We start from the raw sequence: 14192 nt of genomic DNA, 5'->3' as shown, positions 1-14192 counted from the left end.
GTGTTGGCACAGCGATAACCCGTTGCACAGGCTGTTTGCTCACAGCGGTTTGAGTTGAGCAACTTTCGAGCCGTTCGACGACTGTGCCGAGTTGCCCAGTTTACGTCCACTGTGATTGCACACGAACCGCGCGTGGATTCCGCGCGGTTATCCACAGCGTCGAGTGGATAACCTTGCGCGAAAAAATCGAAGTACTGTGAGATTTCGGCTGACGAGATCAGCCGATCTGGCGGCCGCGCAGCGCACGGATCAGGAATCGGGCCGGGTCGACGGCATCGGCGAGTTCGCGCTCGAGCGGCAGCGGCTCGCCTTCGAGTTGCGACGCGATCAGCTCGGCGCCGAGCGCCGCCCACACCAAACCGCGGGAGCCGTAACCGAATGCGCCGTAGAGCCCAGCGGTGCGCGGCAGGTCGCGCGCTTTCGCACCGCTCAGCGCGCGTGCGTTCGCGACGGTCTGCGCTTCGTCGGCAAGCGGGCCGATCACCGGCACGCGGTCGGCGACGACCCAGCGAAACGCGACGCGCCCGCGCAGCGTCCCGACGTCCGGCAGCTCGCCGATCAGGCCGGGCAGCAGATGCCGCACGCGCTCGATATTTTCGATATGTCCGGCGGTGCGCATCGCAGGATCGAGGTCGTCGGGTTCGAACGTTGCACCGATCAGCAGCGTGCCGTCGTCGAGCGGCACCGCATAGCCGTCGCCGATCGCCGGGCACGGCAGCGCCGCCGTGCTGCCGGGCGGCAGCAGCGTCAACTGGCCGCGCACCGGCTGCAGCGCGACATGCCGCAGGCCGGCGAGACGCACGGCATCGCCCGCGTTCGCGAGCACGACGACCGGCGCTTCGGCGAGCGTCGCACCTGCCGCATCGACGGCGCGCCACGTGTCGCCCTCACGCTCGAGTCGAGCGACCTCGGTGCCGGTCAGCAGTTTCACGCGCTCACCGGCCGCCGCGACTTGCGCGCCGCAGAGCGCCGCCGGCCATACGGCGCCGCCGTGTGGAAACAGCAGGCCTCCATGTGCTACGGGCAGGTTCAGATGCGCGCGTGCGGCGTCGGTGTCGAGCAGCGACACGTAGTCGGACGGTGCGCCGAGCGCGTCGAACGCCTCGCGCATCCGCACGAAATCGTCGGCCGATTCCGCGAGATGAATCATTCCGCGCGTGCTGCGAGCCAACGCATGGCCGGCCTGCTCGAGCGCGCGCCAGCGTGCGAGCGCATGCAGGAAACCGCTGCGCGTGAGGCGGCTCGCGACGTTGTCGTCGCGCGTCATCAGTGGATGGAATACACCGGCCGGATTGCCCGATGCATCGCTCGCGATCCGCGCGTGCCGCTCGATCAGCGTGACGTTCCAGCCGCGTGCCGCAAGCCGTTCGACGACCGCGCAGCCGGCCAGGCCCGCGCCGATCACGATCGCATCGCGCGCGGCGACCGGCAATGCGCGCGGCGGTTCGTGCCGGCGCATCCGCCAGCGCGGTGCATATTCGCCCGCGAGCATCGCGAACTTGCCGGCCAACCCCGCGATCTTGCGATACGTGAAACCCGCGTCGAGGAGCGCCTGTTTCACCACGCCCGCGCTCGAATACGTCGCAAAGGTCGCATTGTCGGCGGCGACGCGTGCGAGTGCGCGGAACACATCGGCCGACCAGAGCTCCGGATTTTTCGCGGGCGCGAAGCCGTCCAGATAGAACGCATCGGCGCGCGCGACCAGTTTCGGCAGCATCTCGCGCGCGTCGCCCAGTGCGAGCGTGAGCACGACGCGGCCGCCGTCGAATTCGAGGCGATGAAAACCTGGAACGAGCATCGGCCACGCATCGGCGAGCATCCCCGCTTCTGTCGATATGGTTGTGTTCGCAACTATCTTTGACAGTGCCCTACGCAGATCCTCGCGCGAAAACGGATGTTTCTCGAACGACACGAAATGCAGCCGCTCGCAGCGCGCGGGATCGTCGCGCCAGGCGGCCCAGGTCGCGAGGAAGTTGGCGCCCGCGCCGAACCCCGTCTCGACGATGGTGAACGTGCGGCGGCCTTGCCAGCGCGCGGGCAGCGCGTTGCCCGCGATGAACACGTGGCTCGCCTGCGCGAGCGCACCCGCGACGTTGTGATAGATGTCGTCGTATTCGGGCGAGACGAGGGTGCCGTCGTCGCGAAACGCGAGCGTGGCTGGAACGAGTCGGTCGGGCATGCGAAACAAAAAACGTGGCAGCCAAGCCTGGCAAGGGATTGCGCGGAGGGGTCCGGCGGGCCGTTGGCAAAAACCAACGGCGTTGCGCGACGGTGGACCCGGCTGCGTATCCTGTCCGGTTGGCCCAGGTCAAAAAACGGGCAATCGACGATTCATTCGGCGAAATACCGATGAAAATCTTTGAAACCCTTGTCGTTATTGGGTTTGCGCTGCGCTATCATAGCAACGCCGTACCGCGGGGTGGCCGCCGGCAAGCCGGACGGCACGTCGCGCGGGCCAGGATTCGGCGCTGTGCCGTCGGAGTCTGACTCTCGACGGCACGGTTCGCGCACGTATAATCGGCGCGTTCGCGCTGTTCGTGTCAAACCTAACCTGAAAAAGGAACCTTAATGAACAAACAGGAACTGATCGACGCCGTCGCCGCCCAAACGGGCGCCAGCAAGGCTCAAACCGGCGAAACGCTGGACACGCTGCTCGAAGTCATCAAGAAGGCCGTGTCGAAGGGTGATGCGGTTCAGCTGATCGGCTTCGGCAGCTTCGGTTCGGGCAAGCGCGCAGCACGTACGGGCCGCAACCCGAAGACGGGCGAAACCATCAAGATCCCGGCAGCCAAGACGGTCAAGTTCACGGCTGGCAAGGCGTTCAAGGACGCCGTCAACAAGCGTTAATTCAGCGCCTGTTCCAGGAAAAAAACCCGCCGGAAGGCGGGTTTTTTGTTGGGCACGCGCGGCATTTTCGCCACAGTTCGCGTCACTCTTGCAAGATTTAACGGTTACTTTTCGCGGCCGTTTTTCTCGAGTTTTACCGCGTATTACGCGTGCACGATCTGCGTGTCGCCCGGGTCTTCGTCGTCGTGCGAATCGACATCCCACACCGGAAACGGATCGTCGAACGTGGCCCATTGCGGCGCGCCGAGCGCGAATTCCGCATCGGTGAGCAGGCATGTGTCGAGTTTCGCGCGCCATGCGTCGGCATCGAGCCCGATGCCGATCAGCACGAGTTCCTGACGGCGATCGCCGACCGAGCGGTCGTCGAGGTCGCCCTGCCACTCGGTGCGAATTTCGGCGAGCAACTCGTCGTCGTCCGGCCATTCCGCGCGATCCTGCGCGGCCCACCAGAGACCTGCCGGGCCATGCCGGCACACGCCGCCCGCCTGCGACAGCGAACCCGCGATGTCGTTGCGGGTCGCGAGCCAGAAGAAGCCCTTGCTGCGCAGCACGCCCGGCCACTCCTGATGCAGCAGCGCCCAGAGTCGCGCCGGATGAAACGGCCGGCGCGCGCGGTAAACAAAGTTGCCGATGCCGAATTCGTCGGCTTCGCCATGCACGTGCGCGTGATGCGGATCGTGGCACTCGGGATCGTCGCAATGCGTGTGATCGTGATCGAGCGACGCGAGCCAGCCCGGCGCGTTCGCGGCTTCGTCGAAATCGAAGCGGCCGGTGTTCAGCACTTCGCCGAGCGCCACGTTGCCGAACGTCGACACGACCTGGTGCGCGCGCGGGTTGAGCCGCGCAAGGATGTGCTGCAGGCGCGCGAGTTCGTCCGCGCCAACGAGGTCGGCCTTGTTGATCACCAGCACGTCGCAGAATTCGATCTGCTCGATCAGCAGCTCGACGAGCGTGCGATCGTCTTCGTCCGATGCGGCGATGCCGCGCGTCGCGAGCGCGTCGTCGGAGCCGTAGTCGCGCAGGAAATTGTAGGCGTCGACCACGGTGACGAGCGTATCGAGGCGCGCGACGCTCGACAGCGACGCGCCGTCGTCGTCGACGAACGTGAAGGTTTCGGCGATCGGCATCGGCTCCGCGATGCCGGTCGATTCGATCACGATCGCGTCGAAGCGGCCGTCCGCCGCGAGATTGCGGATCTCGACGAGCAGGTCATCGCGCAGCGTGCAGCAGATGCAGCCGTTCGACATCTCGACGAGGCGTTCCTCGACGTGCGACAGCGCCTGCGCATCGCGCACGAGCGACGCGTCGATGTTGACCGCCGCGAGATCGTTGACGATCACGGCGACTTTCAGGCCCGCGCGGTTCGCGAGGATGTGATTGAGCAGCGTGGTCTTGCCGGCGCCGAGGAAACCGGACAGCACGGTGACGGGCAACGGCTGGTTCATTGCCGGATTCATAACGATTTGCACCAACGGAAAAGAGGGAAAAGCGGCCGCGGCGCCCTGGCGGGGCGCGATCGGCCCGGGGCCGGTCGAAACCGCGACGTGAGATGCGCATTGTGCATCAAACGCGCGCCGGCCGAGCGGCACGGCGTCAGCCGGCGCTGCGGCGTGGCGTCACTGCTCGGGCGGCAGCAGCTTCCACTGCGCCAGGATTCCGGCGATCTGCCGCGCGTACTTGTCGCGCAGCGACGGCGTATCGGAATGATAGGCGCCGACGGCCTGCCATGTGTTGCCGTAGCGATTCATCTTCTGGCGCAAGTGCCACGCGGCGATGTAGACGTTCTTGCACGGCTGCATCAGCGTGTCGCGGCCGATGCCGTAGCGCGACAGCGTCGGCAGGTGGATCGAGTTGATCTGCATCAGGCCGTAATCGACCGAGCCGTTCGTATTCTTGTTCAGCGCGTCGGGCCGGTTGCGCGACTCCTGCCACGCGATGGCGCGCAGGATCAGCGGATTGACTTTCTGGTACCGGGCGGCCTCGTCGAAACAATCCGCGCGAGCGTTTCCGCAGGCGAACCACGCGCCGGCGGCGATCAACGCGATCGAAGCGAACCGTCTGTTCATGTTGCGGAAACGAAATGGAAATGACGCAAGGATCGGGAAAACCCGTGTCTGTTATTCGTACGACTGGAAACGCGCCGCCCGTATCATACAGACAGTCCGTCACGTGGCGACAAGCGAAAGGCGGCAGCCCGTTTATACCGCATTTTCGTGTCGATTCATCGCAAAACGACGGCGATGGCCTGAATGCCGGGGCATTGCCGAAATCTTACATATTGCATACGGTATGCCGAATACATGTCGTATGTGAGACAGTCTTCGGATCAATGTGATATTTCGGACATGAAAAACTGCTAATGTCGCGCCTTTAGGACCTGGATCCCAGCACTACCGCCGGAAGTGGCCTGAGCCGGCATCGACCCAATCATCCATGACAAGAAATCGCTTCGTTATGCGGCGCATCGCCACGACCTTGATGGTCGCCGGCATCATCGTCTCGCAGGCCGCCTACGCTCAGGTCACGCTCAATTTCGTGAATGCGGATATCGACCAGGTCGCCAAGGCGATCGGCGCCGCAACCGGCAAGACCATCATCGTCGACCCCCGCGTGAAGGGGCAGCTCAACCTCGTAGCCGAACGGCCTGTGCCGGAAGACCAGGCGCTGAAGACGCTGCAGTCGGCGCTGCGCATGCAGGGCTTCGCGCTGGTGCAGGATCACGGCGTGCTGAAGGTCGTGCCGGAGGCCGACGCGAAGCTGCAGGGCGTGCCGACCTATGTCGGCAATGCGCCGCAGGCGCGCGGCGACCAGGTCATCACGCAGGTGTTCGAGCTGCGCAACGAATCGGCGAACAACCTGCTGCCGGTGCTGCGGCCGCTGATCTCGCCGAACAACACGGTCACCGCCTACCCCGCGAACAACACGATCGTCGTCACCGACTACGCGGACAATGTACGCCGCATTGCGCAGATCATCTCGGGTGTCGACAGCGCCGCGGGCGCGCAGGTTCAGGTCGTGCCGCTGCGCAACGCGAACGCGATCGACCTGGCCGCGCAGCTGCAGAAGATGCTCGACCCCGGCGCGATCGGCAACAGCGACGCGACGCTGAAGGTGTCGGTCACGGCCGACCCGCGCACCAACTCGCTGATGCTGCGCGCCTCGAGTGCGTCGCGCCTCGCGGCGGCGAAGCGCCTCGTTCAGCAGCTCGATGCGCCGAGCGCGGTGCCCGGCAACATGCACGTCGTGCCGCTGCGCAACGCCGACGCGGTGAAGCTCGCGAAGACGTTGCGCGGGATGCTCGGCAAGGGCGGCAACGAGAGCGGCTCGTCGGCGTCGTCCAACGATGCGAACAGCTTCAACCAGGGCGGCGGCTCGTCGTCGAGCGGCAACTTCTCGACCGGCACGTCGGGCACCCCGCCGCTGCCGTCGGGGGGCCTCGGCGGTACGTCGTCCTCGTCGTACGGCAGCGGCGCGTCGGGCAGCGGCGGCCTCGGTAACGGCGGCCTGCTCGGCGGCGACAAGGACAAGGGCGACGACAACCAGCCGGGCGGGATGATCCAGGCCGACGCGGCCACCAACTCGCTGATCATCACCGCGTCCGATCCGGTCTACCGGAACCTGCGCTCGGTGATCGACCAGCTCGACGCACGGCGCGCGCAGGTCTATATCGAAGCGCTGATCGTCGAGCTGAACTCGAACACGTCCGGCAACCTCGGCATCCAGTGGCAGATCGCCCAGGGCCAGTTTCTCGGCGGCACGAACTTCAGCGCCCCCGGTACGCCCAGCGGCAACATCCTCGGGGTGTCGGGCGCGGTTGCAGCCGGTGGTGCGGCGGGGCTCGGCGCGCTGGGGCAGACGCTCCTGCCGGGCCTGAACGTCGGCTGGCTGCACAACATGTTCGGCGTGCAGGGCCTCGGCGCGCTGCTGAATTATTTCGCGGGCGTGAGCGACGCGAACGTGCTGTCGACGCCGAACCTCATCACGCTCGACAACGAAGAGGCGAAGATCGTCGTCGGCCAGAACGTGCCGATTCCGACGGGGTCGTATTCGAACCTGACGAGCGGCAATACGAACAACGCATTCAATACCTACGATCGCCGCGATGTCGGCCTCACGCTGCACGTGAAGCCGCAGATCACCGACGGCGGCATCCTGAAGCTGCAGCTCTACACCGAGGATTCGGCGGTCGTCACCAGCACGTTGACCGCCACGACCGGGCCGACCTTCACCAAGCGCTCGATCCAGTCGACGATCCTGGCGGACAACGGCGAAATCATCGTGCTCGGCGGCCTGATGCAGGACAACTACAACGTGTCGAACAGCAAGGTGCCGCTGCTGGGCGACATCCCGTGGATCGGCCAGCTGTTCCGCTCGGAATCGAAGAACCGACAGAAGACCAACCTGATGGTGTTCCTGCGCCCGGTGATCATCACCGACCGGCAGACCGCGCAGGCGGTGTCGGCAAACCGCTACGACTATATCCAGGGCGTCACGGGCTCGTATAAGTCTGACAACAACGTCATGCGTGACAAGGACGATCCGACCGTTCCGCCGATGCCGCTCGGCCCGAGCGAAGGCGGCTCGGCACTGAACCTGTTCGACCTGACGAAGATTCGCCGCCAGCAGCAGGGCCCGCAGCCGGCGCAGCAGGCGCAACCGGCCGTCCAGCCGCAAGCCGTGCCGCAGCAGCAGATGCAGCAACAGCCGCTGACGGTGCCGTCGGGAGCCTCGCAGTGACCGACGTGCTCGCGTCCTCCGCCCACGACGGCGCGCCGGGCGAACGGCAGCCGCCGTCGCCGCTCGCCGCGCGCCTGTTGCCGTACGGTTTTGCGAAGAGCGGCCAAGTGCTGATCGCGCACCAGCTCGACGACACGCTCGAGGTGTGGATCAGCGAACGCACGAACGATGCGGCGCTCGCCGAAATCGCGCGCAACTTCGGCTCGATCTCCGTGCATCGCGTGCCGGCCGACGAGCTCGCGCAGGCGATCAACCAGGCCTATGCGCGCCAGGACGGCAGCGCGGCGCAGATCGTCGGCGAGGTCGAAGGCGAAGTCGACCTGTCGCGGCTGATGCAGGACATTCCCGAAGTCGAGGATCTGCTCGAATCGGAAGACGACGCGCCGATCATCCGGATGATCAACGCGCTGCTCACGCAAGCGGCGCGCGAACAGGCCTCGGACATTCACATCGAGCCGTTCGAGAACGCATCGGTCGTGCGGTTTCGCGTCGACGGCACGCTGCGCGACGTCGTGCGCCCGAAGAAGGCGCTGCACGGCGCGCTGATCTCGCGGATCAAGATCATGGCGCAGCTCGACATCGCAGAGAAGCGCCTGCCGCAGGATGGCCGCATCACGCTGCGCGTCGGCGGCCGGCCGGTCGACGTGCGCGTGTCGACGCTGCCGACCGGGCACGGCGAGCGCGCGGTGCTGCGTCTGCTGGAAAAGGATGCGCAGCGCCTGAACCTCGAGGCGCTCGGGATGGGCCGCGACACGCTCGTCCAGTTCGACAAGCTGATCGGCCGCCCGCACGGGATCGTGCTGGTGACGGGCCCGACCGGCTCGGGCAAGACGACGACGCTGTATGCGTCGATGTCGCGGCTCGAAACGGCGACGACCAACATCATGACCGTCGAGGATCCGATCGAATACGACCTGTCCGGCATCGGCCAGACGCAGGTGAACGAGCGGATCGGGATGACCTTCGCCCGCGCGCTGCGCTCGATCCTGCGCCAGGACCCGGACGTGATCATGATCGGCGAAATCCGCGATCTGGAAACCGCGCAGATCGCGGTGCAGGCATCGCTGACGGGCCACCTCGTGCTCGCGACGCTGCATACCAACGACGCGGCATCGGCCGTCACGCGCCTGACCGACATGGGCGTCGAGCCGTACCTGCTCGCGTCGTCGCTGCTCGGCGTGCTCGCGCAGCGCCTGGTGCGCCAGCTCTGCCCGGTCTGCAAGGAAGAGCGGCACGAGGAAGGCCGCACCGTGTGGCATCCGGTCGGCTGCGACAAGTGCGGGCATTCGGGCTACACCGGCCGGCGCGGCGTGTACGAACTGCTGGTGGTCGACGATTCGATCCGCACGCTGATCCATCGCAACGCGGCCGATGCGGAGATTCTCGCCGCGGGCCGCGCGGAAGGGATGCGCACGCTGCGCGACGACGCCGAGCGCTGGCTCGCGGCCGGCGCGACGTCGCTCGAGGAAGTGCTGCGCGTGACGGGAGGCGCATAGCGCGATGCCGGCATTCCGTTTCGAAGCAATCGATTCGGCGGGGCGCGCGCAGAAAGGCGTGATCGACGCCGACAGCGCGCGCGCCGCGCGCGGGCAGCTGCGCACGCAGGGGCTCACGCCGCTCGTCGTCGAGCCGGCCGCCAGCGCGACCCGCGGCGCGCGCTCGCAGCGCCTCGCGTTCGGCCGCAAGCTGTCGCAGCGCGAGCAGGCGATCCTCACGCGCCAGCTCGCGAGCCTGCTGATCGCGGGGCTGCCGCTCGATGAGGCGCTCGGCGTGCTCACCGAGCAGGCCGAGCGCGACTACATCCGCGAACTGATGGCCGCGATCCGCGCGGAAGTGCTCGGCGGCCATTCGCTCGCGAACGCGCTGGGCCAGCATCCGCGCGACTTTCCGGAAATCTACCGCGCGCTCGTCGCGGCGGGCGAGCACACCGGCAAGCTCGGCATCGTGCTGTCGCGCCTCGCCGACTACATCGAACAGAGCAATGCGCTGAAGCAGAAGATCCTGCTGGCGTTCACGTATCCGGGAATCGTCACGCTGATCGCATTCGGCATCGTCACGTTCCTGCTGAGCTATGTCGTGCCGCAGGTCGTCAACGTGTTCGCGAGCACGAAGCAGCAACTGCCGCTGCTGACGATCGTGATGATGGCGCTGTCGGATTTCGTCCGGCACTGGTGGTGGGCGATCCTGATCGCGGTCGCGCTCGTCGTGTGGTTCGTGAAGGCGACGCTGTCGCGCGACGGGCCCAGGCTCGCGTTCGACCGCTGGGTGCTGACGGCGCCGCTCGCGGGCAAGCTCGTGCGCGGCTACAACACGGTGCGCTTCGCGAGCACGCTCGGCATCCTGACCGCGGCCGGCGTGCCGATCCTGCGCGCGTTGCAGGCGGCCGGCGAGACGCTGTCGAACCGCGCGATGCGCGCGAACATCGACGATGCGATCGTGCGCGTGCGCGAAGGCTCCGCGCTGTCGCGCGCGCTGAACAACGTGAAGACGTTTCCGCCGGTGCTGGTGCACCTGATCCGTTCCGGCGAGGCGACGGGCGACGTGACGACGATGCTCGACCGCGCGGCGGAAGGCGAGGCGCGCGAACTCGAGCGGCGCACGATGTTCCTGACGAGCCTGCTCGAGCCGCTCTTGATCCTCGCGATGGGCGGCATCGTGCTCGTGATCGTGCTGGCCGTGATGCTGCCGATCATCGAGCTGAACAACATGGTGCAGTGACGGCCCGGGCGCCGGTCGGGCCGCCGCCGTTCAACGCATGTAGATCGCGGGGGACGGCGTGTTCGCGGGGAGCTGGATTTCGGCGCGGGCGCCGTTGCGGTCGACGATGATCGAGCGGCTGCGGACTTCGGCCAGCTTCGCGCCGGGCGTGACTTCCGCGCCGAGCGACACGGCACGCGGCGGTTCGCCGCCGACGCCGACGATCGCGGCGCCGCCATGATCGAGCGCGAGAATGCCGAACAGGTGGATATCCTGCACGGGATTCTTGTCGAGCTGGCCGCCGAAGAGCGCGGCGGCGTCCTCGGTGCGGATCGGCAACCGCGCGGCGGCGGCGGGCAGCGGCGCTTCGCGGGCCGACAGCGTGACGACCCAGTAGGTGGCCGTCGCGCACAAACCCGCGAAGAGGGCTAGGGAGAGGATCCGGATCGAGAGCGCGTTCATGCGCGCTATTGTACGGATGTATATGAAATTTGCGTTGGGTGAAAGCCCTCGGCAATGCGCGCCTTACAATGCGTGCTCCGCGCCCGGGGAAACGGAAGCCGGCCGTCAGGCAAGCGTCCGGAATACGCCGGGTGCGTCACTCAATCGACGATATTTTTTTGGAAAGAGGTAGTCAGTCATGCAAACGTGGATCACTCGCCGTAATGCGGCCGTGCGCCGTCAGCGCGGTTTCACGCTGATCGAGATCATGGTGGTGGTCGCGATCCTCGGGATCCTGGCGGCACTGATCGTGCCGAAGATCATGAGCCGTCCCGACGAGGCACGCCGTATCGCCGCGAAGCAGGACATCGGCACGATCATGCAGGCGCTCAAGCTGTACCGTCTCGACAACGGCCGCTATCCGACCCAGGAACAGGGCCTGAACGCGCTGACCCAGAAGCCGACCACCGATCCGATCCCGAACAACTGGAAGGACGGCGGCTATCTCGAGCGCCTGCCGAACGATCCGTGGGGCAACGGGTACAAGTACCTGAACCCGGGCGTGCACGGCGAGATCGACGTGTTCAGCTACGGCGCCGACGGCAAGGAAGGCGGCGAGAGCAACGATTCCGACATCGGTTCGTGGCAGTAAGCCCGCGCTGATCGGACCGACGTTCTTCCCGCTTCTTCACTTCATGCCCGCCCTTCGCACGCCCTTGCGCTCCGCTCGCGCTCGCCGCGATGCCCGCGACGGCCACGTGCGTCGCGGCGCGGCCGTGACCGCGGCGCGCGCGCGCGGCTTCACGCTGCTCGAGATGCTGGTCGTGCTCGTGATCGCGGGCCTGCTGGTATCGCTCGCGTCGCTGTCGCTCACGCGCAATCCGCGTACCGACCTGCGCGAGGAGGCGCAGCGCATCGCGCTGCTGTTCGAGACGGCCGGCGACGAAGCGCAGGTGCGCGCGCGCCCGATCGCGTGGCAGCCGACCGCGCACGGTTTCCGTTTCGACGTGAGCTCGCCCGACGGCTGGCGCACGCTGCGCGACGACGTGCTGCGCCCGCGCGACTGGGACGGCGGCGTCACCGGCGCCGACATCGACTATCCCGGATCCGACACGCGTGCGAGCCGCGTCGTGTTCGGCATCGAAAGCGTCGACACACCGGTGCGCGTGACGCTGCACTCGGCGGTCGGCAGCGCGACGATCGTCGGCACCGGCAACGGCCGCTACGAGGTGCAATGACGATGCGTCGTCGCCTGCCCTCCCCGGCTTCCTCCCGCGGCTTCACGATGATCGAGGTGCTGGTCGCGCTCGCGATCATCGCGGTCGCGCTCGCCGCGTCGATCCGCGCGGTCGGCACGATGGCGACCAATGCATCCGATCTCCATCGCCGGCTGCTCGCCGGCTGGAGCGCCGACAACGCGCTCGCGCAACTGCGGCTCACGCACGCGTGGCCGGAAGTCGGCGAGCAGAGTTTCGACTGTTCGCAAGGCAACGTGCAGCTGGTCTGCACGCAGCGCGTGAGCACGACGCCGAACCCGGTGTTCCGGCGCGTGCAGATGTCGGTGAGCATGCCGGGGCACGCCGGCGTGCTCGCGCAAATGGTGACGGTGGTCGCGAATGAAACCAGCCGTCCGCTCTGACGCGCCGATGCGGCGCCGGCCCGTGCGTTCCGTCGGCCCGCGCCGCGTGCGCGGCTTCACGCTGATCGAACTGATGATCGCGATCGCGATCCTCGCGGTGGTCGCGATCCTCTCGTGGCGCGGCCTCGACCAGATCATGCGCGGCCGGGACAAGGTCGCGTCCGCGATGGAGGACGAGCGCATCTTCGCGCAGATGTTCGACCAGATGCGCATCGACGCGCGGCTCGCCGCCACCGACGACGAAGCCGGCCAGCCGGCAATCGGCGTCGCCGGCAACACGCTGCAGATCGTCCGCGAACTCGACGTGCCGGGCGCCGCGCCTCGGTTGCAGGTGGTTCGCTACCGGATCGCCGGCGGGCGCGTCGTGCGCTATGCGTCGCCGCCGCTCGACGACGCGAACCGCCTGCGCGACGTGCTGAAGGACAGCAGCGTCGACGGCTGGAGCTGGGTCGCGCTGATGGGCGGCGTCGGTGCGATCGACGCGAAGCTGTACGTGCCGCGCGTCGGCTGGACCACCAACCTGCAGGCGGCCAGCGACGCGCTGTCGCAGAACAACGATGCGCTGAAGGTGCCGCAGATCGGCAATGCGCCGCCGACGCGCGCGGTGACGGGGCTGCAGGTCAGCATCGGCGCGACGTCGCTGCGCGTGCCCGTCACGCGCATTTTCCTCGTCGGGGAATGACGATGCGCGCGCGCCCTCACCGTTCCCGGTTCGCCGCGCGTGGCGGCGGGTGCGCGCATGCGCGCACCCGCCGCGAGCGCGGTGCGGCGATCATCACCGCGCTGCTCGTCGTCGCGCTGTCGGCGATCCTCGTGTCGGGGATGCTGTGGCGTCAGCAGGTGCAGATTCGCCGCATCGAGAACCAGCGCGTGATCGCGCAGGCGCAGTGGGTCGCGCGCGGCGCGCTCGACTGGACGCGCATGATCCTGCGCTCCGAAGGCGACACGGCGCCCGGCATCACCTATCTCGGCGGGATCTGGGCCGTGCCGATCGCGAAGACCAAGCTGTCCGACTTCCTCGGCCGGATCGGCGCGCCGAACGACAACGGCGGCGAAGACACCTACATCTCCGGATCGATCGAGGACGCGCAGGCGAAGTACAACCTGCGCAACCTCGTGTCGTCGCCGGCGCCCGGCGTGCTGCAGCTCAACGTGATGCAGCTCCAGGCGTTTCAGCGGCTGTTGACGACGCTCGGCTACGACGGCGCGTTCGCGAAGCGGATCGCGCTGCAGATGCGCGCGGGCCTGATGCATTCGGCGACGCGCTTCCAGACGCCGACGCTGCCCGGCGCCGGTACGGCCGCGACCGCGCCGGTGCCCGGCGGCGACATGACCGGCAACATCACCGACGAACCGGGAATGTCCGACGGCGATCGCGGGCCCGCGCCGCTCCAGATGACCGGCGTCGACAGCCTGCTCGACGTCGACGGCGTGACGCCCGAGATGGTCGCGCGGCTGCGCCCGTTCGTCACCGTGCTGCCGACCACCACGCCGGTGAACATGAACACCGCGCCGGCCGAGGTGATCGCGGCGCTGGTGCCGGGGATGAGCGTGTCGTCCGCGCAGGCGCTCGTGGCACGGCGCGAGACCGTGTTTTTCCGCAACGTCGGCGACGTGCAGCTCGCGCTGCGCGGCGCCGGCGCGCCGCCGAACGCGACGATCGACTCGAGCCTCGTCGACGTCAATTCGAACTATTTCATCGTGCATGGCCGGATTCAGCACGATCGCGCGGAGGTCGATCGCACCTCGCTCGTGTATCGTGATTCGACCACGCACTCGACGCGGGTCGTGCGCATCCGCGACCAGCTATAACGACGCCATTCGGGAGAGG

At 67.3% G+C, this 14192-nt stretch carries 13 protein-coding genes; 9 read left to right on the top strand and 4 right to left on the bottom strand.

Annotation, left to right across the window (positions count from 1 at the left end; all coding sequences use genetic code 11):
* Positions 1 to 217: 217 nt before the first annotated feature.
* On the bottom strand, positions 218 to 2179 hold the full coding sequence (mnmC, locus tag ACV22W_RS14795) for a bifunctional tRNA (5-methylaminomethyl-2-thiouridine)(34)-methyltransferase MnmD/FAD-dependent 5-carboxymethylaminomethyl-2-thiouridine(34) oxidoreductase MnmC (RefSeq protein ID WP_448020116.1): 1962 nt from the start codon (positions 2177 to 2179) through the stop codon (positions 218 to 220).
* Positions 2180 to 2568: 389 nt separating this feature from the next.
* Between mnmC and ACV22W_RS14790 the strand changes: the two genes are divergently transcribed.
* Positions 2569 to 2847, top strand: a complete 279-nt coding sequence (locus ACV22W_RS14790) for an HU family DNA-binding protein (protein WP_006401505.1) — start codon at positions 2569 to 2571, stop codon at positions 2845 to 2847.
* A 143-nt stretch (positions 2848 to 2990) separates the two neighbouring features.
* Here ACV22W_RS14790 and ACV22W_RS14785 read toward each other — a convergent pair whose 3' ends face one another.
* Positions 2991 to 4304: a GTP-binding protein gene (locus tag ACV22W_RS14785; RefSeq protein ID WP_059691489.1), complete on the bottom strand. Its 1314-nt coding sequence runs from the start codon at positions 4302 to 4304 to the stop codon at positions 2991 to 2993.
* A 159-nt stretch (positions 4305 to 4463) separates the two neighbouring features.
* Positions 4464 to 4913, bottom strand: a complete 450-nt coding sequence (locus ACV22W_RS14780; protein WP_448020114.1) for a lytic transglycosylase domain-containing protein — start codon at positions 4911 to 4913, stop codon at positions 4464 to 4466.
* Between the two features lie 367 nt (positions 4914 to 5280).
* Between ACV22W_RS14780 and gspD the strand changes: the two genes are divergently transcribed.
* From gspD to gspF, 3 genes are read left to right on the top strand one after another with little or no spacing between them, the layout of a single operon-like run.
* Positions 5281 to 7584 (top strand): type II secretion system secretin GspD, encoded by a 2304-nt coding sequence (gspD, locus tag ACV22W_RS14775; RefSeq protein WP_448020112.1) that lies wholly within the window; start codon positions 5281 to 5283, stop codon positions 7582 to 7584.
* Positions 7581 to 9080 (top strand): type II secretion system ATPase GspE, encoded by a 1500-nt coding sequence (gspE, locus tag ACV22W_RS14770; protein ID WP_059531283.1) that lies wholly within the window; start codon positions 7581 to 7583, stop codon positions 9078 to 9080. The genes gspD and gspE overlap by 4 nt, the downstream gene beginning before the upstream one ends.
* A 4-nt stretch (positions 9081 to 9084) precedes the next feature.
* Positions 9085 to 10302: a type II secretion system inner membrane protein GspF gene (gene gspF / locus ACV22W_RS14765; RefSeq protein WP_059531287.1), complete on the top strand. Its 1218-nt coding sequence runs from the start codon at positions 9085 to 9087 to the stop codon at positions 10300 to 10302.
* Between the two features lie 30 nt (positions 10303 to 10332).
* Here the strand turns inward: gspF and ACV22W_RS14760 are convergent, their stop codons facing one another.
* Entirely contained in the window at positions 10333 to 10743 is a 411-nt protein-coding gene (locus ACV22W_RS14760; RefSeq protein WP_059448336.1) for a type II secretion system protein N, read from the bottom strand.
* Between the two features lie 178 nt (positions 10744 to 10921).
* Here ACV22W_RS14760 and gspG point away from each other — a divergent pair, with 178 nt between their 5' ends.
* Genes gspG through gspK form a run of 5 tightly spaced genes read left to right on the top strand, consistent with a single transcriptional unit; the run spans position 10922 to position 14173 of the window.
* Positions 10922 to 11374 carry a type II secretion system major pseudopilin GspG gene (gene gspG, locus ACV22W_RS14755; protein ID WP_059531290.1) on the top strand — a complete coding sequence of 151 codons (453 nt, stop codon included), beginning with the start codon at positions 10922 to 10924 and terminating at the stop codon, positions 11372 to 11374.
* A gap of 43 nt (positions 11375 to 11417) precedes the next feature.
* Complete coding sequence (locus tag ACV22W_RS14750; RefSeq protein WP_448020110.1) at positions 11418 to 11960, top strand: GspH/FimT family pseudopilin; 543 nt, start codon at positions 11418 to 11420, stop codon at positions 11958 to 11960.
* A complete protein-coding gene (gspI, locus tag ACV22W_RS14745) occupies positions 11957 to 12361 on the top strand; it encodes a type II secretion system minor pseudopilin GspI (RefSeq protein WP_448020108.1) in 405 nt (134 codons plus the stop codon). The genes ACV22W_RS14750 and gspI overlap by 4 nt, the downstream gene beginning before the upstream one ends.
* Entirely contained in the window at positions 12339 to 13043 is a 705-nt protein-coding gene (locus tag ACV22W_RS14740) for a PulJ/GspJ family protein (RefSeq protein ID WP_059531300.1), read from the top strand. Before gspI ends, ACV22W_RS14740 begins: the two co-directional genes overlap by 23 nt.
* A gap of 2 nt (positions 13044 to 13045) precedes the next feature.
* Positions 13046 to 14173, top strand: a complete 1128-nt coding sequence (gene gspK, locus ACV22W_RS14735; RefSeq protein WP_448020106.1) for a type II secretion system minor pseudopilin GspK — start codon at positions 13046 to 13048, stop codon at positions 14171 to 14173.
* Positions 14174 to 14192 lie beyond the last annotated feature (19 nt).

The organism is Burkholderia sp. AW49-1 (genome assembly GCF_053427845.1).
The sequence above is the reverse complement of the archived record's forward strand: the minus strand, read 5'-3'. Positions and strand labels throughout refer to the sequence as shown.

Bases quoted from the DNA above. Each gene is read 5' to 3' on its own strand.
- mnmC (WP_448020116.1), bottom strand. From the start codon at position 2,179: ATGCCCGACCGACTCGTTCCAGCCACGCTCGCGTTTCGCGACGACGGC.
- ACV22W_RS14750 (WP_448020110.1), top strand. From the start codon at position 11,418: ATGCCCGCCCTTCGCACGCCCTTGCGCTCCGCTCGCGCTCGCCGCGAT.
- ACV22W_RS14785 (WP_059691489.1), bottom strand. From the start codon at position 4,304: ATGAATCCGGCAATGAACCAGCCGTTGCCCGTCACCGTGCTGTCCGGT.
- ACV22W_RS14760 (WP_059448336.1), bottom strand. From the start codon at position 10,743: ATGAACGCGCTCTCGATCCGGATCCTCTCCCTAGCCCTCTTCGCGGGT.
- gspI (WP_448020108.1), top strand. From the start codon at position 11,957: ATGACGATGCGTCGTCGCCTGCCCTCCCCGGCTTCCTCCCGCGGCTTC.
- ACV22W_RS14740 (WP_059531300.1), top strand. From the start codon at position 12,339: ATGAAACCAGCCGTCCGCTCTGACGCGCCGATGCGGCGCCGGCCCGTG.
- ACV22W_RS14790 (WP_006401505.1), top strand. From the start codon at position 2,569: ATGAACAAACAGGAACTGATCGACGCCGTCGCCGCCCAAACGGGCGCC.
- gspF (WP_059531287.1), top strand. From the start codon at position 9,085: ATGCCGGCATTCCGTTTCGAAGCAATCGATTCGGCGGGGCGCGCGCAG.
- gspD (WP_448020112.1), top strand. From the start codon at position 5,281: ATGACAAGAAATCGCTTCGTTATGCGGCGCATCGCCACGACCTTGATG.
- gspG (WP_059531290.1), top strand. From the start codon at position 10,922: ATGCAAACGTGGATCACTCGCCGTAATGCGGCCGTGCGCCGTCAGCGC.
- gspK (WP_448020106.1), top strand. From the start codon at position 13,046: ATGCGCGCGCGCCCTCACCGTTCCCGGTTCGCCGCGCGTGGCGGCGGG.
- ACV22W_RS14780 (WP_448020114.1), bottom strand. From the start codon at position 4,913: ATGAACAGACGGTTCGCTTCGATCGCGTTGATCGCCGCCGGCGCGTGG.